We start from the raw sequence: 22,575 nt of genomic DNA, 5'->3' as shown, positions 1-22,575 counted from the left end.
ATCGTTCATCCGATTCACTCGGCATCGCGGGAAAGAATGTGAAATATTTGCTGATTTTTTTGTTGGTTCTGGTGATCTTCGTGATTTCCGTCACCTTGGGTGCGCATAACGATCAGGTGGTCAATTTCAACTATCTGGTTGCGCAGGGTGACTATCGCGTATCGACCCTGTTGGCCACGCTGTTTGGCGCCGGTTTTGTTCTCGGCTGGATCATTTGCGGCCTGTTTTACCTGCGCACGCGCATTGCGCTGGGCCGCGCCGAGCGCAAGATCAAAAGGCTGGAGCTGCAGCTTGAGCAGCCCGCTGAACCGGCGGCTCAGCCCGTTGTCAGCAAGGAATAATCCTCTATGTTAGAACTGCTGTTTCTGTTGCTGCCCGTGGCTGCCGCGTACGGTTGGTACATGGGGCGCAGAAGCGCTCAGCAGGATAAACAGCAAGAAGCCAACCGCCTGTCGCGTGAATACGTGGCAGGGGTGAACTTTCTGCTTTCCAACCAGCAGGACAAGGCGGTCGATCTGTTCCTCGACATGTTGAAAGAGGACAGCAACACCGTTGAAGCCCACCTGACGCTGGGTAACCTGTTCCGTTCGCGCGGCGAAGTCGACCGCGCCATCCGCATCCACCAGGCCTTGATGGAAAGCGCCTCCCTGACCTTTGAACAGCGCCTGCTGGCGGTACAGCAGCTGGGCCGCGACTATATGGCGGCCGGGCTGTACGATCGCGCGGAAGACATGTTCAGCCAGTTGACTGACGAAGCGGATTTTCGCGTATCGGCGCTGCAGCAACTGCTGGTGATCCATCAGGCCACCAGCGATTGGCAAAAAGCGATCGACGTGGCGGAAAAGCTGGTCAAGCTGGGTAAAGAGAAACAGCGCGTCGAGATCGCGCACTTCTATTGCGAACTGGCGCTGCAGGCGATGGGTAGCGACGATCTCGATCGGGCGATGAGCCTGCTCAAACGTGCGGACGCAGCCGATAAACAGTGTGCGCGCGTATCCATCATGTTCGGGCGCATCTATATGGCGCAAAACGACTACGCCAAAGCGGCAGAGTCGCTGCAACGCGTGCTGAGCCAGGATAAAGAGTTGGTCAGCGAAACGCTGCCGATGCTGCAGGAATGCTACACGCATCTGCCGGAACAACAGCACAGCTGGGTTGAATTCCTGAAACGCTGCGTGGAAGAGAACACCGGTGCCACCGCCGATCTGATGCTGGCCGAGATCATCGAACAGCACGAAGGGCGCGACGTGGTCCAGGTCTATATCAACCGCCAGCTGCAGCGCCATCCGACCATGCGCGTGTTTTATCGGCTGATGGATTATCACCTGGCGGACGCCGAAGACGGCCGGGCGAAAGAGAGCCTGCTGCTGTTGCGCGATATGGTCGGCGAGCAAATTCGTACCAAGCCGCGTTACCGCTGCCACAAATGCGGCTTCACCGCGCACTCGCTCTATTGGCATTGCCCGTCGTGCCGAGCCTGGTCATCGGTCAAACCGATCCGCGGTCTGGACGGGCAATAACGCGGCGGCGGGGCAAAACAAAACGGGGCGATTATCGCCCCGTTTTTTCGTTTGCCGCTTACTTTTTCTTGCCGCCTTTGGCGCCGGTTTTCAACAGCTGGCGCAGTTTCTTCAGTTCTTTCTGGCTCAGCGGCTGTTCAACCTCTTCTTCGGTGCTTTGATTGTCGATCTCGCCGTGGTGCAGTTCATCCGCCTTTTTGGCCAGCTTTTCTGCCTTGGCGGCGGGCGCGTTGAAGCTGTTTTCCAGGCGCTGGCATACTTCCACGCTCAACGAAAATTCGTTTTCAGCGGCGGCGGCGCGGATTTTTTCCTTCAGTTCCAGAGGAATTTTGATGGTAAGTGTCGATATCTCGCTCATTTTGAAAGCCTTTCTGCAGGAAGATGCCTTCAAGCTAAGCCACTGGCGATCGGGTGTCTAGTGTGTAATAAAAATTTAATATTTCTGCAACAAAGAAGGGTGAGGCAAACGCGGGTTTTTTAGGCGAGAAACAGAGGCAGGGCCCGAGCGTGCGGGCCCTGTACCGGAAACATTATTTATAGATGATCGCGGTGCCGCTCAGCATGTTGTTACCGCCGGCGGAGATGATGCGGTAGCTGCCGGCGCCTTGGGCATCGGCTTTAGCGGCCAGTTTTTTCTCCAGGCTGCTGAGGGTGGTCGCATGGCCCGCGGAAACGATGCCGGTGGCGGTCAGGCTGTCAGCCTGTTGGCTGTTGACCGGCTCAGCGGCGAAGGTAGCGAAAGAGGTCAGTGCGATAGCGGCAGCGGCTGCAAAATATTTGATGGTTTTCATAGGTGACTCCAGTCTGTTTATTGAGGAAGGAAGCCATTCGCTTCCGATGTGGTGAATAATAAAGCATCTGGGCCGTTTGAAAATCTGATAATGCTGAGCAAGTTGTTCAAAATGTTTGATTGATAATTTACGCATCTTTACGACGTTTTACGCTGCGTGGTTTATCGCTGACGCGCTTTTGTTGACGCGCCATGACAAAGGTGAGAGGTAACATGACAGAGCGGCGGTACGCGCTGCGGCTGGGATTTCTGGCCCCCGGCATGTAGAATGCGGCGGTCAGTTTCGCGGGTGAGTACCTGATTATGTCCATTTTACATAAGGTAGAAGAAATGAAGTCTGAAAATAACGCTAATAACAATGACTTAAAATCATCTCCAATCGTTGTGGCGTTAGATTACGCCGATAAGAACGCTGCGCTGGCGTTCGCCGACCGTATCGATCCGCAAGACTGCCGGCTGAAAGTGGGCAAAGAAATGTTCACGCTGTTTGGGCCGCAGCTGGTGCGCGATTTGCACGGGCGCGGTTTCGACGTGTTTCTCGACCTGAAATTCCACGATATTCCCAATACCACCGCGCATGCGGTTGCGGCAGCGGCCGAGCTGGGCGTTTGGATGGTCAACGTCCATGCCAGCGGCGGCGCGCGCATGATGACCGCCGCTAAAGAAGCACTGCTGCCTTACGGAGCGGATGCGCCGCTGCTGATCGCCGTGACGGTGCTCACCAGCATGGAAGCGGAAGACCTGCGCGGCATTGGCATCGAGGCCAGCCCGGCGGAACACGCCGAGCGCCTGGCGCGCCTGGCCCGCGACTGCGGGCTGGACGGCGTGGTCTGTTCGGCACACGAAGCGCAGCGCCTGAAAGCGGCCTGCGGGCAGGCTTTCCAACTGGTTACGCCGGGGATCCGCCCTGAAGGCAGCGCGGCGGGCGATCAGCGCCGTATCATGACCCCTGTTCAGGCCCAGGCCGCCGGCGTGGACTACATGGTGATTGGGCGTCCGATCACCCAATCTGCGGATCCGGCCGCGACGCTGCGCGCGATCCGCGCCTCTTTGGCCTGAGGAAGCAATGATGAATGACGATAACAGCCGCCTGGTGTATTCCACGGACACCGGCCGCATCAAGCAGGAAGACGTTAAACCGCAACGCGCCAAGGGCGACGGCATCGTGCGCATCCAGCGTCAGACCAGCGGCCGCAAGGGGAAGGGGGTATGCCTGATCGCCGGCGTCGATCTGGATGATGCCGCGCTCGACAAACTGGCGGCCGAGCTGAAAAAGAAATGCGGTTGCGGCGGTTCGGTGAAAGACGGGATTATCGAGATCCAGGGCGATAAACGCGATCTGCTTAAACAGCTGCTGGAAGCCAAAGGCATGAAGGTCAAACTGGCGGGCGGTTGAGGTGAATCGCCATGCCGCGGTGCAATACTGCGGCATGGCTTGAGGTTGTTGCTGCCGGGGGTTAGCCCGTTAACGGTAAAAGAACCATAGACTTAAAGTAAAACAGACCTGAAATCATCGTTATTCTGGTTAATACGTCAAAGCGCCGAGGCGCTTTTGCCAGCCTGTCGGCCGAGGTCTCTCGGTCAGGTTATTTGCCAACCTGGTGACCGATGATGCCCCCTACCGCAGCCCCACCCAGCGTGCCCAACGCGCTGCCGTCTGTCAGCACTGCGCCGCCGACTGCACCGGCGCCGGCGCCGATAGCGGTGTTGCGATCGCGTTTGGACATGTTGGAACAGGCGCTGAGTGAAAACGCCAGAGTCAGTGCCAGCGCGGCGGTGGCGAAACGTTTATTGATAATCATCATAATGACTTCTCCTTAGCATTGGCTATATGGAAGTGCCCTATAAGTATAGGCGTTAACCATAAATCAGGCCTGCCGTTGATTCCCGTACAGTATCGATATAAAAAAATGGCATTTTTTGTTAACGGCCGAATAATTAGCAAGTTACGGCCCAAAAGGCGCCGAAACTGAGTATAGGTTTCTCGGGAAGGATAAACAGGTAAATAGTCTTAAAATCCCGCTGCGCAAGGGGAAGGCGCGCGGTGTAGCCCGCGCGGTGCGGCAGTGACCTGCGTTATTCGTTGACCAGCTCCACCTGTACGCCCTGGCGTTTCAGCTGATGCTGATACTCCAGCGCCAAGCGCGAATCGGTGATCACCCGGCTGATCTGGCCGGTCTGCGCCAGCGGGTTGGGCTGGATCTGGCCGAACTTGCTCGAGTCCGTCAGCACGATATTCTCCACGCCCTTGGCCAGCACCGCGCTGACCACGTCGGCGCGCATCATGTCGCGGCCGGTAAAGCCGGTTTCGGCCTGAAAGCCGTCAATGCCGATAAACGCCTTGTTGAAATGCACCTGCTGAATGCACAGCCGCGTAAGCGGGCCGACCACGGTCTCGCTTTTCTTCTGGTACATGCCGCCCAGCACAATCACGTCGCAGTCGGTTTCTTTCAGCAGGTTGGCGATATAGTGGCTGACGGTGATCAGCGTAATGCGCTTGCGTTCGGCGATGTAGCGCGCCAGCAGGGCATTGGCGCTGCCGCTCTCGATAAATATCGTTTCGCCGTCGTTGACCTGCGCGGCGGCATATTGCGCCAACCGTTGTTTGAGGGTGAAATTGGACATCATGCGGGCGTCGACGTCGTCGCTCTCCAGCGCCACGGCGGAACCGTGTACCCGCTTCAGATAACTGCGCTTTTCCAGCAGGTTGAGATCCTGCCGGATGGTGACTTCCGAGACGCCCGAGGCGCGCGCCAGCTCATTGACGCTGATCCGCCGGCGATCGTTAACCAACTGCAATATGGTCTGTTGTCGTAAATTCATATCGGCCTGATGATGCGGCCGCCAAGGTGCGGCCGCTAAGAGTCAAAGGTTTAAAGAGTATGTTCTGTGCGCGCAATAATATCATCCTGCGCCTCAGGGGATAATGCGGTAAAGAAGGCGGAATAGCCAGCTACGCGAACCACTAAATCACGATATTGGTCAGGGTGTTGCTTCGCCGCCAGCAGCGTTTCGCGCGACACGATGTTGTACTGCACATGCCAGCCGCGATAGCTCTCGAAGAAGGTGCGCAACATCAGCATCAGCTTTTCCCGATCGCGCGGGTTGTCCAGCGTCGCCGGGTTCAGCTTTTGGTTGAGCAGCACGCCGCCGAGGATTGCCTCGGTAGGCAACTTGGCGAGCGAATTGAACACCGCGGTCGGCCCCAGGTGGTCGGTGCCGGACGCCGGGCTGGCGCCTTCCGCCAGCGGCTGGTGCGCCTTGCGCCCATCCGGGGTGGCGAGGGTGGCGGCGCCGAAGGGCACGTTGGCCGAGATAGACGAGGTGCCGGCGTAGTAGCCGCCGCCTATCGGCCCGCGGCCGAAGCGGGTGTTGCGATACTGCTTCAGTTCCTCGATGTAGGTTTGGTAGGCGCGCACCAGCAGCCGATCGACCTCGTCCACGTCGTTGCCGTATTTGGGCGCGGCGTTGAGCAGCCGCTGGCGCAGCTGTTCGCCATCCAGCCCGGCGAAGTCGTCGGCCAGCGCCGCCGCCAGCCGCTGCTGGCCGATCGCCCCTTGTTCGAACACCAGTTTGCGCACCGCCGCCAGGCTGTTGCCGAGGTTGGCGATGCCGACCTGCAGGCCGGAAACCCAGTCGTACTTGGCGCCGCCTTGCTTGATGCTTTTGCCGCGTTCGATGCAGTCATCCACCAGCGCGGAACAGAGAATATCGTGGGCGTTCTCCTCCAGCACGCTGTCCACCACGCATTCGATCTCAATTGACTTGCGCGTGTAGTAGCGGATTTGTCGGTCCCAGGCGGCCATCACCTGCTCGAAATCGGCGAAGTTTCCTTTGGACAGCGCCTGTTCCTGCGGCAGGAAAATCTGCCCGGAGGTGGCGTCGCGGCCCTGTTCCAGCGCCGCCAGCAGCACGCGGGCAAAGTTGATGAAGCTCATGCCGGTGCAGCGATAGCCCCATTTGCCGCCGACGGCGGTCTCGATGCAGCCGATGGCGGCATAGTCGTAGGCGTCCTGCGGTTCAACCCCCAGCTTGATGAACTCGGGAATGACGATTTCGTCGTTGTTGAACGCCGGCATGCCGAAGCCGCAGCGGATCACCTGTACGCAGGCGTCGAGGAAATCGGCGCTCATTCCTGCGTGGTAACGCACGCTGAGGTTGGGTTGGGTGGAGCGCAGGCGGCCGCAGGATTCGAGGATGGCGTAGGACAGCGGGTTGACCGCATCGCACGGCCGGCCGTCGAGCAGTTTTTGGCCGCCGATGGTGACGTTCTGGTACAGCGGGCTACCGGCGGAGGCCTTGGAGTGCGAGCCGGAGCGGATCTTGTTGACCTCCAGCAGCTTCAGCCAGCAGCTGTGCAGCAGCTCGATGGCGTCTTCCCGCGCCAGGTTCTGCTCCAGCTCGACGTCGCGCCGATACCAGGGATAGAGATATTGGTCGAGGCGGCCGAAGGAAACCGAATGGCCGTTGGATTCGATCTGCAACGTCAGCTGGATGAAATAGCACAGCTGCAGCGCCTGCCAGAAGGTGTGCGGCGGGCGATGGGCGATCAGATCGCAGTTGTCTGCGATAGCCAACAGCTCGGTGCGCCGCCAGTCGCGGGTTTCGCGCTGCGCCATGTCGCGCGCCAGGTGAGCGAAGCGCAGGATGTGCTCGCTCAGCGCCGCCAGCACGATGTCGATGGCGTTGAGAAACTGCGCTTTATGCAGATCTTCCCACTCGGTCAGGCGCAGGCGGCTGCGGCGCGCGTTCACCTTTTCACGCAGGCCGTCGAGGCCTAGTTCCAGCAGCAGCGGGAAGTTGACCGCCAGGTGGGCGTCGCCGGAGGTCATGTTGCCCTCGGCTTTGATGATGCCGGTGGCCAGCAGCGCCTTCTGTTCGTCGGTAAACATGCCATAGCAGCGATCCTGCACCGTTTGGCCGCGCCACCAGGGGCAAAGACGGTGCAAAATCGCCTTGTTCTCTTCGCTTACCGAGAAGCCGGCGCCCGGCCGGTCGGCCAACTGGTCGATCTCGTTTTCTATCCAGCCGACGGTGTATTCGGGGAAGATCGGCGCGGCGCGCAGCTCGCTGGCCTGGTTGCCGACGATCAGCTCGTCGTTGGCGATCCAGATGCTGCGCTTCGCCAGATGGTTGGCCAGCGCCAGCGCGCGGCGCACCGGCAGCGGCCGATCCTGATGCTGTTGATAGGCCTCGGTATAGTGCTGAGCGCGTTCGGTGCACACCGGCGGTTTGACGATGTGAATCAGCGCGTTCTTATGCGCCTGGATACGGGCGCTGAGGGTTTTCAAATCCAACGTAGTCATGGCGTTATCCTCGCAAAATGGCGCTCAGGCCTTTGGCGCCGGCGTACGCTTCGGCGAAGGCCAGCAGATCGGGCGCGTCCAGCGGCGTGCGGGCGGCGCGGTAAGGTTCGCCGAGCAGGTGATACTTGTTGATGCCCAGCGTGTGATACGGCAGAAAATGGATCTCCGATACGCCGATCTCGTCGGCGGCGAAGTCGACAATCGCGCGGACAGAGTGGCGATCGGCATTGAAATCGGGGATCAGCGGCACGCGCACGGTCATTGGCACGCCGTGCGCCGCCAGCCGGCGGAAATTGTTCATCACCCGACGGGCGGAGCCGCCGGTCCAGGTTTTGAAACGCGCTTCATCGGTGTGTTTGAGATCGGCCAACAGCAGATCCAGCCAGGGCAACGAAGGGGCGATGTAACGCCACGGAACGTGCAGACAGGATTCGACGGCGGTGTGGATGCCGGCTTCGCGGCCGCGCCGCAGCAGCTCTGCCGCGACCTCCGGCTGCATAAAGGGTTCGCCGCCGGACAGCGTTACACCACCGCCGCTGCGCAGGTAGAAAGGCTTATCCCGCATCACCTCGGCCATGATATCGTCGAGGTTGGCCGCGCTGCCGCACAGGCTGAGCGCGCCGGTCGGGCAGGCGGCGGCCAGCGCCGCATAGTCGTCTGCGCTGATGGCTTCGCGCCGCAGCGTCAGCGCGCCCTCGTCACGCTGCAGGCCTTGCGGGCAGCGCTCGGCGCACAGCGTACAGCCGCTCAGGCACAGGCGTTCGTCAAACAGCAGATCCGCGTGGCGCGAGCGGCTTTCGGGGTTCTGGCACCAGCGGCAGCTCAGCGGGCACCCTTTTAAAAAGACCACGCTGCGGATACCGGGGCCGTCATGGGTCGAGTAGCGCTGCAGATTGAAGAACATGAGTCACCCGTTTGGCGTTGCTGAATCTTTCGCCATTAAAGGTGTTTCGAATGAAGGTTGGATTGATTTTGGTCAAAGGTTGGCGGGGTTTTTGCCCTATGATGATCAGAGTTTGAATCCGCCCACAGAACATGACACAGGAGTCCGTGATGGAGCTTTATCTCGATACCGCCGATGTGACGGCGGTAAAACGCCTGGCGCGCATTCTGCCGCTGCACGGCGTCACCACCAATCCAAGCATCGTGGCGAAGGAAGGCAAGCCGATCTGGGAAGTGCTGCCCGCGCTGCGCGACGCCCTCGGCGGCACCGGCAAGCTGTTCGCGCAGGTGATGGCGGCCGATGCGGAGCGCATGGTGGCGGAGGCGGCGCTGCTCAGCCAGCGCGTACCGGGGCTGGTGGTCAAGATCCCCGCAACCGCCGAGGGGCTGGCGGCGATCAAGAAGCTTAAAACGATGTCCATCCCAACGCTGGGCACGGCGGTATACGGCGCCGGGCAGGGGCTGCTGGCGGCCTTGGCCGGGGCGGAATACGTGGCGCCTTACGTCAATCGGGTGGACGCGCAGGGCGGCGACGGCATCGAAATGGTGCACGAGCTGCAGCAGCTGCTGAGCCTGCACGCGCCGTCGGCGCAGGTGCTGGCCGCCAGCTTCAAGACGCCGCGCCAGGCGCTGGAATGCCTGTTGGCGGGCTGCCAGGCGATCACGCTGCCGGTGGATGTGGCGGAGCAGTTCCTGAGCGCGCCGGCGGTGCAGGCCGCGGTCGAGAAATTCGAACAGGATTGGCAGGGGGCGTTCGGCAGCAATTTGCTGGGCTGATAGCTGTCCGTCTCGTTTACTGATTCTCCTCCCGATCGACAATTAATTTTAAAGGATGGCGCATCATGGCGTCATCCTCCCGCCGTTTCGCCATTCTTCTTATGCCCGCCGCCTCCCTTATGGTTTTGTGAATCGCAGTGCCATAAAGCTGTTGATTTTTCCCCCCCGAAGCTCATAATTCGCCCCAGAGTAAGTTTATTTACATTAATTTACTTAACTTATGATTTTGACCAAATAAATAACTATAAGTAACGGTGAGGAGCCAAGGATGCGCTCAGATTCAGATACTGCTCGTGCTTTACTTTATTCTATCCGCTGCGGGCTGTCGGGATTATTGATCGGCGTTGTACCCCTGTTTTCCGCTTCGGCGTCTACCAGCGATGGAATGGCGTCCATTGATGCCCGCGAACAGCAGCGCCAGCAGGAGCGCGAACGCGCCCTGCAACAGCAAAATGCCCCACAGGCCGATGCGCGCCTTTCCCGTCCCGACGTTGTGCTGCCCGATTACCCAACCGATGAACGCCCTTGCTTCATCATCAATCGGCTAACGTTGGTCGGCGAGTCTGCCGATCGCTTTCAATGGGCGTTGAACGCCGCGGCGGATGCCAGGGGCCGCTGTCTGGGCAGCCAGGGCATTGTGCTTGCCATCAACAAGGTACAAAACGCCATACTGGCCAAGGGCTATGTCACCACACGCGTGATGGCGCAGGAGCAGGACTTGACCACGGGCGTGTTGGCGCTCACGCTGCAGCCGGGGCGTATCGGTGATATCCGCTTTGAGGAGCCGGTCTCCTGGCGTGGGCGGCTGTGGAACGCTATTCCGGCCTCACGCGGCGATATTCTCAGCCTGCGCGATATCGAACAGGGGCTGGAGAACTTCAGGCGGGTGCCCAGCGCCAATGCCGATATTAAAATCGTACCCGGCGCCGAGGACGGAACCAGTGACCTGCAGGTCAACTGGCACGAAGGGCGCCCGGTGCGGCTCAGCCTGGGGCTGGACGACAGCGGCTCCAAAAGTACCGGGCGTTATCTCGGTTCGGCCACTCTGGCTATCGATGCGCCGTTTGCACAGAATGACCTGTTTTACGCCAACATCGGCAAGGATGTGTTTCAGCACGGGCCGTTCGGCAACCGTTCACATACGCTGAACTACTTTTTCCCGGTGGGATATTGGGCTTTCTCGGCCAATTACAACGACTACACCTATCACCAGAACATCCCCAACGCCAATGAGGTGCTGCGCTACAGCGGCAAGAGCGACAACATTCAGTTGACCGTCTCCCGGTTGCTGTACCGCGACCAGTCGCACAAGTTAACGCTCAACCTGCGCGGCTACCGCAAGCACTCGACTAACGCCGTGGACGACGTTGATATTGTGTCGCAAAAACGTCGGACCGCCGGCTGGGAGCTGGGGCTGAATCAGCGCAGCTACTTCGGTACCACTACGCTGGACGCCAATATCAACTGGCGCCGCGGCACCGGCGCATTCAATGCCCTGCCTGCCCCGGAAGAGTCGCGTCATGAAGGCAGCGCACGTACCGGCATTTTGCTCGGCGACCTGGGCATCAATCAGCCGTTCTCCTGGGGCGATCAGCCCTGGCGGGTGTATACCAGCGTAAGGGGGCAGTGGAGCCCGAATGCGCTGACGCCGCAGGAGCGGATGGCCATTGCCGGGCGTTACACGGTGCGTGGCTTTGACGGCGAACAGATGCTGTCCGGCGAAAAGGGCCTGCTATGGCGCAATGAAATCGCCTGGAACGTGTTTTCTCGCGGGCATGAATTGTATCTGGCCGCCGACTACGGCCGGGTGGACGGCCCAAACACTCGCCACTTGGTTGGCCATCAATTGGCGGGCAGCGCGCTCGGCGTGCGCGGCGCGCTGTGGGGGCGATTCAGCTATGACCTGTTTGCCGGCGTTCCGCTCTACAAGCCTGCGGGGTTCCATACCTCCGGCGCGACCGCGGGTTTTAGCGTAAATCTGGAAATCTGAACATCGCGATACCGGCAGCGTTGCTGCGCTGATCTGAACGGACTGACTTTTCTCACGGATGTGACCTATGAACAAACATTGCTATCGCCTTATCTTCAGCCGCACCCACGGGGAGTTGCGGGTGGTGTCCGAACTGGCCCGCAGCTGCAGCAGCGAGCCGGGGCAGCGCATCGGTTCAGGAATAACGGGTGGAAGTCGTCTGTGGGTCACCGTGCGTCGGTCAGTGTGGCTGCTTGGGCTGTTGATGTTCGCCGGCCCCGTCATGGCAGACGGCATTGTCGCGGACGGCGGTGCCAATCCTTCCCAGCGGCCGGAGGTCATCACTACCCAGAATGGCTTGCCGCAGGTCAACATCACCGCCCCCAACCAGGCTGGGGTTTCACATAATCAGTATCAGCAGTTCGACGTCGACGCCAAAGGCGCCATCCTCAACAACTCGGCGGTGATGACCGCGACCCAGATGGCCGGGATGATCCAGGGTAACCCTAATCTCAATCCCAATTCCGCGCCGGCTCGCGTCATCCTCAACGAAGTCAACAGCAACAATCCCAGCCAGCTGCGCGGTTTTATGGAAGTGGCCGGCGGCAAGGCGCAGGTGATTGTGGCCAACCCCGCCGGCATTGTCTGCAACGGCTGCGGCACCATCAACGCTGGGCGCATGACGCTGACCACCGGCAAACCGCAACTGAACGCCGATGGCAGCGTGGCGGGCTACCAGGTCGAGCGCGGCGTGGTGCGCATCGAGGGCGGTGGGCTCAACGGCGATACCCGTCATGATACCGAGTACGTCGACATTCTGGCGCGCGCGGTGGAGGTCAACGCCGGCGTCTGGGCTAAAGAAGGTGTGACGCTGGTGGCCGGTCGTAACCGCGTGAGCGCGGACGGTAAAACCGCCGCGCCGCTTTCGGATGACGGCAGTGCCAGGCCTGAGCTTGCCATCGACATGGGGCAGATGGGCGGCATGTACAGCGGCAGTATCCGCATGATCGGCACCGAAGCCGGCGTCGGCGTGCGTAACCAGGGCGGACAGGTCCGGGCGGGCAAAACGCTCACCGTGAGCAGCGAAGGCAAGCTCAGTTGGCGCTCTGATGCGCCGGATGCGGCCACCCAGGCCGGCGGCGATATTCAATTGGCGGCAAAAGGCGACATCGAGACGCACGGGAAAGTGTATAGCGGTGGCCAACTGGCCGTGCAGAGTCGCGAGGGAATGTTAACGCAATCCGGTACGTTGGCGGCGGCCGGGAATGTGCACCTGAACGCCGCGCGCGGCATCCAAAGCAGCGGCCACCTGCTGGCGGGCAGTAATGCCGAAAGCACGCTGGTCCATGATGCCAATCTGCAGCTTGATAGCCAGGGCGATATCCGCGCCAGTGGCAGTCTGCTCGGTAAAAAGAACGTCAACGCGTCCGGGCGCCGGGTGGATATCAGCGGCGCGCAGGTTGCGGCCGGCCGCACCGCGCTGGCGGCCCGCGAGGGCGGCGTGGCCTTGCGCCAGTCCACCGTAGACAGCGGTGAGCTGGCCGTGAGCACGAAGGGAAATGTGGATGCGCAGCAGGCCAAGGTCAAGGCCGGGCGCTGGGCGGTCGATGCTGACAACCTGTTCAACCAACAGGCTACCTGGTCTCAGACCGGTGACGGTGAGAGCCGTTTCACCCTGGCAGGCGCGCTGGATAACAGTGACGGCACCATCGAGACGCAGAGCCTCCGGCTTTCGGCCGGTCAGTTAGTCAATCAGCGCGGTCGCCTGGTGGCGTTGGGGGAAACGGCGCAGCACTGGCGAGTGGGTGGCCTGCTCGACAATGGCGGTGGCACGATGGGCAGCAACGCAGCTCTTCGCCTCGACGCCGGCCGCCTCGATAACCAGCGCGGCACGATAAAAACCCAGGCGGGGTTCACGCTCCATGCTGATGGCGCGGTGAATAATGCCGGGGGCAACCTGCTGGCCGGGAACGGCCTGACGCTTGAGGCAGGTAGCGATCTGAATAACCAGTCCGGCACCCTGAGCGGCGATGACGTGCGTCTGGCGGTACAACGGCTGGATAACGCGCAGGGGCAGGTCATCGGCCAGGGAAATCTCGAAATGACGGCCGGCCGCCTGGATAACCAACGCGGCCTGATTGGCGCCGGCAAGGCGCTGAATGTGCACGCCGGCGACTGGGACAACCGTGGCGGCACGGCGCAAGGCGAAACGGCCGTCACGGCAACGGCGAGCAATCTCAACAACGACGGCGGTAAGCTGCTTTCAGGTCATGCATCAACCCTGCAGACCTCGGGCAACGCCACCAACCGCGGCGGCGAAATCAGTGCCACGGTGCTGACGGTGCAGTCTGACCGTCTCGACAACACGCAGGGCAAGGTGATTGGCCGACAACGGCTTAACCTGCATGCCCGTCAGGGGCTGGACAACACGCAGGGGCTGCTTGGCGCCGGTGAGATGCTGACGGTGAGCAGTGAGGGCGAGCTGAGCAATCATCACGGTAGGGTGCAGGGAAATGGGCAAACCACGGTGTCAGCGCGAGACATCCGCAACGAGGCCGGCAAGCTGCTGGGCGGGCAGAGACTCTCTCTCACTGCGTCGGGCGTGCTTGGCAACCGCGAGGGGGAAATCAGCGGCGAGTCGCTCACGCTAACGGCGCAGCGTCTCGATAACGCTCAGGGCAAGGTGGTCGCCAGGCAGGATGCGAACCTGACGGCGAAGCAAGGGTTGAGCAACGCCGCCGGCTGGCTTGAAGGCGGCAGCGCACTCGCCGTCAACACTGATGGCGATTGGGACAATCAGGGCGGCACCGTACAAGGTGGCCGGCAGGTCACCGCCAACGCGCAGTCGCTCGACAATACCGGCGGGCGGCTGCAGTCCGGCGGAGGCCTGACGCTTGACGCCGCAGGCAATATCCTCAACCGTTCCGGCAAACTGACCGCGCAGCAGGCCCTTGCCGTTAACGGCGGAGCAAGCAGCCTGTTCGATAATGACGGCGGCTCCCTGCAGAGCGGCGGCGATCTGTCTCTGCAGGGAGGCCAGTTGACCAACCGCGCCGCAGGGGTGGTGCTGGGCGGCCAGGCGCTTTCTCTGAATCTGGCGGGGGGCTGGGATAACCAAAACGGCACCTTGACCGGCAATGGCCGCACGCAGGTGCGCGCCGCCAGTCTGCTCAATGCTCAGGGCGCCATCAACGCGCTGGATAGCCTGAACATGCAGTTCACCGGCAAGCTGGATAACCGCCAGGGGCGAGTTTTCAGTCAATCGTCTCAGGTGTTGCAGGCACAGGATATCGTCAACACGCAGGGCTGGATGGGCAGTCAGGGCGGCTGGCAGGCGATCAGCGGCGGTTTTGACAATACGGAAGGCAGTGTGCAGAGCTTGCAGGGAGCACAACTTGCGGCGAACTGGCTGGGCAACGCTAAAGGTGTACTGCAGTCGGCACACGACTTGGCGCTGCGCATCAAGCAGGATATCGATAATCGCAACGGCAAGGTTTCGGCGCAGGGGCAGCTTGCTGTTACGGGTACCAAAGACGGCGAACACGCCGGCGGCATCAATAACGCTGGCGGTCAGTGGCTGGCCGGCGAGGGGCTGACTATCGCCGCCCGCGCACTCGACAATGCGCAGGGCGGGCTGCTCTACAGCCAGAAACAACAACGCCTTGCGCTGAGTGATGCGCTGAATAACCGCGATGGGAAAGTGCAAAGTGGCGAGGCGCTTCAACTTGACGCACAAACGCTGAACAATGCCGGTGGGACGATAGACGGCCAGCAACGCGTGGCGCTGCGCATTCTTGGTTTGCTGGAAAATACCGGCGGTGCAGTGCGCAGCAATGGCGGGCAAGAGGTGTCGGCCGCCGGTATCAATAATACACGCGGCGTATTCAGCAGCCGCGGCGGCATCGCGGTGGCATCAAAGCAACTGGACAATACCGGTGGTACGCTCATCAGTCAGGGGGCGGGCACCTACCGACTCGACCGGCTTAACAATCAGCATGGCAAGGTGCACAGCGGCGACGCGCTCACGCTTGAGGGGGCGCAGGTCAACAACCGGGGTGGGCAATTGGTGTCAACCCACGGGCTGGCGCTCAAGGCCGGGACGCTCGATAACAGCGGTCAGGGCACGCTCAGCAGCCAGGCGGAACTGGATGTGCAGGCCGAGCGCCTGAACAATCGCGATGGCGGGTTGATACTGGGCACCACGCGCACCGATATCACCTCTCGTGATATCGACAATACCGCAGGCCGCCTGCAGAGTAGCGGCCAGATGACCCTCTCGGGGGTAACGCAGCTGGACAACCGCCAGGGGCGGATCCTGGCCAACGGCAACCTCAATATCAATACTGACCGGTCACGGACCGACTCGCCGCTGGCGCTGCTCAACCAGGGCGGGCGCGTGGAGAGCGCCGGGCAACTTACCTTGCATGCGCGTACCTTGGATAATCAGAACGGTACCCTGCTGGGGCTGCAGGCGCTGACGCTGTCCGCGCAGCAGGACTACACCCATCAGGCCGGCGAAACGATCAGCAGTAACGGTACGGTGATGTTCTCCCTGAGCGGCGCCTTTACCAACCTGGCGGATTGGTTGCTGCCCGGCAAGCTGGCGCTCAATGCGGCCAGCATCACCAATCCGGCGGCGCTGGTGGGCAAAACGCTGCAGCTGACGACCGGAGCCTTGCAAAACACCGGGCGCCTTGAGGCAGACAGCATGACGCTGAACGTCGATACCCTGGACAACGCCGCGGCGCTGATGGGCGACGACATCACCGTGAACGGGCGCATTATCGACAACCACGGTGCGCCTGCGGTGATGGCGGCGACCCACAGCCTGACGGTGCAGGCCGGTGAGCGGCTGACCAACCGGGAGGGAGCGCTGATTTACAGCGCCGACCGTCTGCACCTGCACAGCGATGACCTGATTGAAAACCGGGCCAGCTTTATCGAAGCGGACGGTGACGCCACCGTGGAAGCGCGTCGCCTGAACAACCTGCGCGAAGGGCTGGTGATTGAGCGTAACGCCGAGAAGAGCGACTACAAATGGCACCGCTACAACTACTACTGGCGCTCCTACGGTTCAAAGGTCAATCCCGATAAAAGCACCCTGGCGCCGACCACCCAGCAGCTGACCTATCAGGATGACGCGGCGGCGCAAACCAACCGCTACGGCACACTGCTGGCCATTGATGTGGCGGGCAAGCGCGCACAGGTGCGGGTCAAGGACAATAAGGGCCAATTGACCGACCTGTGGGTCAACTACCTGGCGCTCAAGCCGAATGCCGATGGCAGCTATGCGATGACGTTCTATGAAACGCGTGGGGGCAATCAGCTGGCGACCATCCCGACGCCTTATCAAAACGGCTTCCATTGGGAGCACGACTGGACGCAGGTGATGACCTGGGATCCCGAAAAGCATGTCGATATCGACAGCGCGCCGTTCATCACCGATTACAACAACTTCCGCGAACGTACCGAGAGCGGCACGGTGACGCGCGACAAGCTGGTGAGTGAGGGGATCGGCGCGCGTATTCTGGCCGGCGGCAACATGGTGCTGCGCATCACGGGAACGTTGCTCAATGACGCCAGCGTCATTACCGCCAACGGCAACCTGACGCAGGACGGCGGCGGCAGCGTGGACAACCGCGGTTACTCGGTTAACGAGCGGCGTCAGGCGGCTATCGTTGACCATTATGACAAGGACACGCATCACTGGTACCCCACGTTCAACCGGGACGAAACCACGGCGCTGGCGACCGTTGACGGGCTGATCACCGGCAATGGCACGGTCACCATCAACGGAGCCCGCATCACCAACACCACGGTCAATCAGGCGCAAATCAGTCAACTTGATGCGGCGTTAAAGGCGGTAGATGCCGAACGCGCCGAGCTTGAGCGCAATCCGCTGGCCTTCACGGTAGACGGCGCTGCCCGACCTGACGGCGATACGACGCTGGCGCCGGGCGAGCAAATGACAAGACCGGGCGCCACGCCGTCCTCGCCGCTGGGGCGCCCACTGCTGCCGTCTGAGCTGGCGCTGACGCAGTTACAGCATCTGGGCAATGTGGCCACCGCCATCCCCAATAACGGCTTGTTTAGTCAACATACGGCGATCGGCAGCCCGTTCCTGGTGGTAACCGATGAACGCTTTACCCGCCGCGACAACTTTATCAGCAGTGATTATATGCTCGAGCGCGTAGGGTATGACCCCGCGCAGGCCCATAAGCGCCTGGGGGACGGCTTCTACGAGCAGCGTCTGGTGCGCGAGCAGGTGCTGGCGCTGACCGGCAAACCGTCTGTCAAGGGCTGGGATGCGATGGAGCAGTACCAGCAACTGATGAACAACGGCAGCAAAGTTGCCCAGGACTTCCATCTGGTGCCGGGCGTGGCGTTGACGCCGGAGCAGATTGCGGCGCTGCAACAGGATATCGTCTGGCTGGTGAGCGAGACGGTGCAAACGGAAGGCGGCCCGCAAACGGTGTGGGTGCCGAAGGTGTATCTGGCACAGGCTACGCTGCGCCTGACCGGCGATGGCGCGCTAATTGGTGGCGGTGATCTGCAACTCTCGGCAAACAGCATCACCAATGCCGGCAACCTGTTTGCCGAAAAAGCCCTGACGGTTGACGCCGGGCAGTTCCTGCATCAGGGCGGCGACGTCAGGGCAGGCAGCATTGACGTGCAGGCAGACAGTCTGGCCATGAGCACTAACCTGCAGGACGCGCTGCGCCAGGCGACCATGAGCGCCGGCGACATTCGCCTGCGTGGCACCGATATCACGCTCACCGGAGCGAAACTGGATGCGACCGATACGCTCAGCCTGAGCGCGCGTAACGATCTGACCATCACCGCCGCCAAAAGCAGCCATACCGCCGATCTTGAGGTTATCTCCGGTTCAATGGGTAACCGCACCCGCGGCGGCACGGAAGCGGCAGGCTCCCGGATGGCGCACGTCAGCGGCGAATGGCAGCAGGCTCTGGGGAGTCAGCTTAACGCTGGCGGCAACCTCTCGCTCAATGCCGGGCGAGACGTCACGTTCACGGGCAGCCAGGCCAGCGCCGCCGGCAGCACCCGCGTGCAGGCCGGCGGCGATATCAACATCCGGGCCGAGACGACCACCAACACCACGCACCTGGACGCCAACAGCCGTACTTCATCAGTCAGCAACGACCGCCAGGAAGAGCGCCTGACAGTAAGCGCACTCGGCGGAGACCAGGGCGTCACCCTGGTGGCGGGCAACCGCCTGTTGGCCGAAGGCGCGCAGATTGACAGTAAAGAGGGGCGTATTGGCGTCAGCGCACGGGACGTGAGCATTAAAGACGCGCGTACCCGCACGCAGGACCAGGACAGCGAAAACAAGCGCGAAGGCAAAACCAAGAGCCATCGCGAAGAGCAAACCGAGCGCGAAATCAGCACCGGCAGCACCTTCAGCGGGCGCGAGGGTGTGACCGTGATCGGGCGTGAAGGCGACGTCACGGTTACCGGCAGCACCCTGCACAGCGACCAAGGCGCTATCGCCCTGCAGGCGAAAAATGATGTGATCCTTAACCACACCACCGACAGCGAGCATCGCGTCTCCAACGAGGAAAGTCGCGGCCGGAAAACCAGAGGTGAGCGCGCCGAAGAAGTCCTGCGGGAAAACGTGGTGGGCAGCACCCTCAGCGGACAGGGCGGCGTCACGGTGGTAGCGCAGGACGGCAGCATCATCGCCACGGCAAGCGCCCTGCACAGCGAACAGGGCGCCATCGCCCTGCAGGCGAAGCAGGATGTGACCCTCAATACCGCCACCGAACGCGAGTCGGCCCTCAGTGAAGAGCGGTCACAGAAAAAAGGTTTCCTGAAAAAAAGCAGCAGCCACAGTGTGGCGCATGACGCCACCACACGCGAGAAAGGTAGCCTGCTCAGCGGCAACAGCGTCAGCGTCAGCGCCGGCAACGATCTGACGGTCACCGGCTCGGCCATTGCCGCCGACCAGGACGTGAACCTGCAGGCCGGCCGTAACGTCGACATCGGCGCGGCCACCGAGACCGACACGCATTACCGGCTGGAAGAGAAGAAAAAAAGCGGCCTGCTGGGCAGCGGCGGCATCGGCTTCACCATTGGCAAACAGTCGAGCAAACACGAAATCGACGAGAAAGGCCGGACCCAAAGCCAAAGCGTCAGCACCGTCGGCAGCAGTCAGGGCAGCGTCAACGTCACGGCGGGCAACCAACTGCACATCGGCGGCGCCGATCTGGTGGCGGCCAAGGATCTGGCTCTTACCGGCGACAGCGTGACTATCGATCCCGGCGTTGATGCGCGCACGCGTAAAGAGACCTACGAGCAGAAGCAGAGCGGCCTGAGCGTGGCATTGTCGGGCACCGTGGGCGGCGCGCTCAACACCGCCGTCAGCTCGGCGCAGCAGGCGCGAAAAGAAGGCGATGGGCGCCTGACCGCGCTGCAAAACACCAAGGCTGCGCTGTCCGGCGTGCAGGCTGCACAGGCCTGGGAGCGGGATAATGCGCTGACCGCCTCGGCGGAGGCGAAAAACGCCGCTGCCGGCTTGCAGCCGGGAGACGAAGGTGCAACGCAGGGCGCCACCAATACGGTGGGTATCAGCGCCTCCTACGGCAGCCAATCGTCGAAAAGCGAAACCCGCACCGACAGCCGCCAGTCGCAGGGCAGCACGCTCACCGCCGGGCAAAACCTGTCGATAACGGCGAGCGGCAAGAACCACAACGCGCAAAGTGGCGATATCGTCGTCACCGGCAGCCAGCTGAAAGCGGGCAAAGATCTGTCGCTCGATGCGGCGCGGGACATTACCCTGCAGTCGGCGCAGAACAGCGAAAGCACCGTCGGCAAGAACAGCAGCAAAGGCGGCAACGTCGGTGTCGGCATCGGCGCAGGCTCGGGCGGGTACGGCATCAGCGTCTCGGCCGGCGTCAATGCCGGCAAGGGGCATGAGAACGGCAACGGCCTGACGCATGCCGAAACCACCCTGGATGCGGGCAGTAATCTCAAGGTGACCAGCGGCCGCGACACCCGGCTGACCGGCGCGCAGGCCAGCGGAGAAAAGGTTACCGTCGACGTGGGCCGTGACCTGACGCTGGAAAGCCAGCAGGACAGCGACCGCTATGATGCCAGGCAGACCCAGATGAGCGGCGGGATCAGCGTGCCGATCGGCGCCGGCAGCGGCTCGGCGAATTTTAGCGCCAGCAAGGACAAACTGCACAGCAACTTCGACTCGGTAAAAGAGCAGACCGGGCTGTTTGCCGGCAAGGGCGGGTATGACGTCAAGGTCAAAGAACACACCCAGCTCGACGGCGCTGTGATTGCAAGCCAAGCTGACAAGGAGAAAAACCGCCTCGATACCGGCACGCTGGGCTGGACGGACATCCACAACCAGGCGGACTACAGCGCAACGCACAGCGGCGGCAGCTTCAGCACCGGCGGGCCGGTGGGCAAGGATCTGCTGACCAACACGGCCGGCGGCATGCTGTCGGGCGCCAACCACAGCGGGCACGCCGAGGGCACGACAAAGGCCGGGGTTAGCGAAGGTACGCTGATAGTTCGCGACACCGGCAAACAGCAGCAGGATGTGGCGCAGCTTAACCGGGATACCGAGCATGCCAACGACGGCAGCATCAGCCCGATATTCAACAAGGAGAAGGAGCAAAACCGGCTCAAACAGGCGCAGCTTATCGGCGAGATTGGCGGCCAGGCGATGGACGTCATCCGCACGCAGGGGGATATCGCCGGGCTGAAGGCACAGAAAGACCCGGCGGCGCTGGCGCAGGCCAGGGAACAGCTTGAGAAGAGCGGCAAACCGACGAACGATGCGGCGGTGATGCAGCGGGCATACGACAACGCGATGCGGCAATACGGCACCGGCAGCGACCTGCAGAAGGCGGCGCAGGCGGTGACGGGGGCGCTGACGGCGCTGGCAGGCAATAACCTGGCGGGGGCGCTGGCAAGCGGCGCCTCGCCGTACCTGGCGACGGAAATCAAGAAGCGGGTCGGTGAAGACAACATGGCCGCCAATGCGATGGCGCATGCAGTGCTGGGCGCGGTGACCGCGCAGCTGAATAACCAGTCAGCCGCAGCAGGGGGGCTGGGTGCGGGCGGCGGTGAACTGGCGGCGCGCTACATTGCCGGCCAGCTGTTCCCGGGCAAAACGGCGCAGCAGCTGAGCGAAAGCGAGAAACAGCAGCTGAGCGCGCTGAGCCAACTGGCTGCGGGGCTTGCAGGCGGGCTGGCGACGGGGGATACTGCGGGAGCGGTGACCGGCGGGCAGGCTGGGAAGAATGCGGTGGAGAATAACGCGCTGAGTGATCTTGTTGACGCTGTATCTCAGGGTAAGACACCTCAGCAGGTAGCCGAAGAACGTGTCGACGCAGAGAACGAACGTTATAAGCAGCAAAACTGTGCCGGAATGAGCGCGGAAGCGTGCTCGGTGAAGATGTATACTGAGCGCCGGGAAGAACTGAAAGATATCCTGTCGACAGGTGCAGATTTTGTGCCGGTGGTTGGGGATATCAAGAGCTTTGCGGAAGCGCAGAGTGCGCTGGATTACTTGGTAGCGGCGATAGGGATTATACCGGGTGCGGGTGATGCCGCGGGCAAAGCGATCAAGGCGGCAGAGACAGCGCTGAAGAAAGGGGATGTTGCTGAAGCGTCCAGGCTGATTAACAAGGCCAGTGATGAAGTATCTGCCACTCTCCCAATGGGAAGTAAGCGCAATCCGATGAATCAGCCAAGTAACCCATCTTATCAACCTGTAAGGAATCAGCCGGGTACGATCAGAAATCGAGAATATTCAGGGCACGCCTTAGACAGAATGCAGGATCGAGGAATAACGCCTTCTGTTGTTGAGAATACCATTAAAAATGGAAAATCGACTCCTAGCCGAGGCGGAACAACAGTACACTTTGATCCTGAGAGTAAAGTATCCGTAGTTACGAACGAATCTGGTAGAGTGGTCACGGTTAAATATGGCGATAAATGAGAAGAATGATATCTGTGAGTATGCGCTTCATTCATTAAGTGATGTCATTAGCTTTGCGAGGTTCGTCAGTTACGCAGAAGATTTGCCTCAGCTAAATGAGCTATTTGAAAATGAGCACAATAGAGATAATTATCAGAAAATATGGTTTGAACTAGAAATTATCAATGCACTTGCTCTGTCTGAATGGGAGAGTGAAGGCCGTCCCGCAGACTGGCAAACACGTTGGGAATCAGAATATAAACACGATGCTTCTGAACTACTGGATGAGTTATTAAAGACATTGAAGTAAGGTAGCG

The 22,575-nt window shown here is 61.1% G+C and carries 14 protein-coding genes; 8 read left to right on the top strand and 6 right to left on the bottom strand.

What is annotated here, in order from left to right; translation table 11 throughout:
- Positions 1–38: 38 nt before the first annotated feature.
- Positions 39–341 (top strand): LapA family protein, encoded by a 303-nt coding sequence (locus SSARUM_RS12830; protein ID WP_004930650.1) that lies wholly within the window; start codon positions 39–41, stop codon positions 339–341.
- A gap of 6 nt (positions 342–347) precedes the next feature.
- Positions 348–1,520 (top strand): lipopolysaccharide assembly protein LapB, encoded by a 1,173-nt coding sequence (gene lapB / locus SSARUM_RS12825; protein WP_033634721.1) that lies wholly within the window; start codon positions 348–350, stop codon positions 1,518–1,520.
- Between the two features lie 58 nt (positions 1,521–1,578).
- Here lapB and SSARUM_RS12820 read toward each other — a convergent pair whose 3' ends face one another.
- Positions 1,579–1,878, bottom strand: a complete 300-nt coding sequence (locus SSARUM_RS12820; RefSeq protein ID WP_048321648.1) for an Arc family DNA-binding protein — start codon at positions 1,876–1,878, stop codon at positions 1,579–1,581.
- 172 nt (positions 1,879–2,050) lie between these two features.
- A complete protein-coding gene (bhsA, locus tag SSARUM_RS12815) occupies positions 2,051–2,311 on the bottom strand; it encodes a multiple stress resistance protein BhsA (protein ID WP_033647554.1) in 261 nt (86 codons plus the stop codon).
- A gap of 329 nt (positions 2,312–2,640) precedes the next feature.
- Between bhsA and pyrF the strand changes: the two genes are divergently transcribed.
- Complete coding sequence (gene pyrF, locus SSARUM_RS12810; RefSeq protein WP_049212689.1) at positions 2,641–3,369, top strand: orotidine-5'-phosphate decarboxylase; 729 nt, start codon at positions 2,641–2,643, stop codon at positions 3,367–3,369.
- 10 nt (positions 3,370–3,379) lie between these two features.
- Positions 3,380–3,706, top strand: a complete 327-nt coding sequence (gene yciH, locus SSARUM_RS12805; protein ID WP_033647552.1) for a stress response translation initiation inhibitor YciH — start codon at positions 3,380–3,382, stop codon at positions 3,704–3,706.
- 190 nt (positions 3,707–3,896) lie between these two features.
- On the opposite strand, the gene osmB is transcribed toward yciH, so the two are convergent.
- From osmB to SSARUM_RS12785, 4 genes are all read right to left on the bottom strand, one after another.
- The gene (gene osmB / locus SSARUM_RS12800) at positions 3,897–4,115 is read right to left on the bottom strand and encodes an osmotically-inducible lipoprotein OsmB (RefSeq protein ID WP_004945176.1); all 219 of its coding nucleotides are present in this window, start codon (positions 4,113–4,115) and stop codon (positions 3,897–3,899) included.
- Between the two features lie 271 nt (positions 4,116–4,386).
- Positions 4,387–5,133 carry a DeoR/GlpR family DNA-binding transcription regulator gene (locus tag SSARUM_RS12795; protein WP_033647550.1) on the bottom strand — a complete coding sequence of 249 codons (747 nt, stop codon included), beginning with the start codon at positions 5,131–5,133 and terminating at the stop codon, positions 4,387–4,389.
- Positions 5,134–5,183: 50 nt separating this feature from the next.
- Positions 5,184–7,616, bottom strand: a complete 2,433-nt coding sequence (locus SSARUM_RS12790) for a formate C-acetyltransferase/glycerol dehydratase family glycyl radical enzyme (protein WP_060430151.1) — start codon at positions 7,614–7,616, stop codon at positions 5,184–5,186.
- A gap of 4 nt (positions 7,617–7,620) precedes the next feature.
- The gene (locus SSARUM_RS12785; RefSeq protein ID WP_060430149.1) at positions 7,621–8,520 is read right to left on the bottom strand and encodes a glycyl-radical enzyme activating protein; all 900 of its coding nucleotides are present in this window, start codon (positions 8,518–8,520) and stop codon (positions 7,621–7,623) included.
- A gap of 149 nt (positions 8,521–8,669) precedes the next feature.
- Between SSARUM_RS12785 and fsa the strand changes: the two genes are divergently transcribed.
- The 4 genes from fsa (at position 8,670) to SSARUM_RS12765 (ending at position 22,568) form a co-directional block, all read left to right on the top strand.
- On the top strand, positions 8,670–9,335 hold the full coding sequence (gene fsa, locus SSARUM_RS12780; protein ID WP_033647546.1) for a fructose-6-phosphate aldolase: 666 nt from the start codon (positions 8,670–8,672) through the stop codon (positions 9,333–9,335).
- A 385-nt stretch (positions 9,336–9,720) separates the two neighbouring features.
- Entirely contained in the window at positions 9,721–11,325 is a 1,605-nt protein-coding gene (locus tag SSARUM_RS12775) for a ShlB/FhaC/HecB family hemolysin secretion/activation protein (protein ID WP_223181961.1), read from the top strand.
- A 67-nt stretch (positions 11,326–11,392) separates the two neighbouring features.
- Complete coding sequence (locus SSARUM_RS12770) at positions 11,393–22,279, top strand: hemagglutinin repeat-containing protein (protein ID WP_060430147.1); 10,887 nt, start codon at positions 11,393–11,395, stop codon at positions 22,277–22,279.
- Positions 22,266–22,568, top strand: coding sequence for a hypothetical protein (locus SSARUM_RS12765; RefSeq protein ID WP_060427197.1), 303 nt, complete (start codon positions 22,266–22,268; stop codon positions 22,566–22,568). The genes SSARUM_RS12770 and SSARUM_RS12765 overlap by 14 nt, the downstream gene beginning before the upstream one ends.
- Positions 22,569–22,575: the final 7 nt, after the last annotated feature.

Source organism: Serratia sarumanii (assembly GCF_029962605.1).
Taxonomy (GTDB): domain Bacteria; phylum Pseudomonadota; class Gammaproteobacteria; order Enterobacterales; family Enterobacteriaceae; genus Serratia; species Serratia sarumanii.
Note: the sequence above shows the minus strand (reverse complement) of the source record. Positions and strands in the feature narration are given on the sequence as shown.

Bases quoted from the DNA above. Each gene is read 5' to 3' on its own strand.
- lapB (WP_033634721.1), top strand. From the start codon at position 348: ATGTTAGAACTGCTGTTTCTGTTGCTGCCCGTGGCTGCCGCGTACGGT.
- SSARUM_RS12820 (WP_048321648.1), bottom strand. From the start codon at position 1,878: ATGAGCGAGATATCGACACTTACCATCAAAATTCCTCTGGAACTGAAG.
- yciH (WP_033647552.1), top strand. From the start codon at position 3,380: ATGAATGACGATAACAGCCGCCTGGTGTATTCCACGGACACCGGCCGC.
- osmB (WP_004945176.1), bottom strand. From the start codon at position 4,115: ATGATGATTATCAATAAACGTTTCGCCACCGCCGCGCTGGCACTGACT.
- bhsA (WP_033647554.1), bottom strand. From the start codon at position 2,311: ATGAAAACCATCAAATATTTTGCAGCCGCTGCCGCTATCGCACTGACC.
- pyrF (WP_049212689.1), top strand. From the start codon at position 2,641: ATGAAGTCTGAAAATAACGCTAATAACAATGACTTAAAATCATCTCCA.
- SSARUM_RS12795 (WP_033647550.1), bottom strand. From the start codon at position 5,133: ATGAATTTACGACAACAGACCATATTGCAGTTGGTTAACGATCGCCGG.
- fsa (WP_033647546.1), top strand. From the start codon at position 8,670: ATGGAGCTTTATCTCGATACCGCCGATGTGACGGCGGTAAAACGCCTG.
- SSARUM_RS12790 (WP_060430151.1), bottom strand. From the start codon at position 7,616: ATGACTACGTTGGATTTGAAAACCCTCAGCGCCCGTATCCAGGCGCAT.
- SSARUM_RS12770 (WP_060430147.1), top strand. From the start codon at position 11,393: ATGAACAAACATTGCTATCGCCTTATCTTCAGCCGCACCCACGGGGAG.
- SSARUM_RS12785 (WP_060430149.1), bottom strand. From the start codon at position 8,520: ATGTTCTTCAATCTGCAGCGCTACTCGACCCATGACGGCCCCGGTATC.
- SSARUM_RS12775 (WP_223181961.1), top strand. From the start codon at position 9,721: ATGGCGTCCATTGATGCCCGCGAACAGCAGCGCCAGCAGGAGCGCGAA.
- SSARUM_RS12765 (WP_060427197.1), top strand. From the start codon at position 22,266: ATGGCGATAAATGAGAAGAATGATATCTGTGAGTATGCGCTTCATTCA.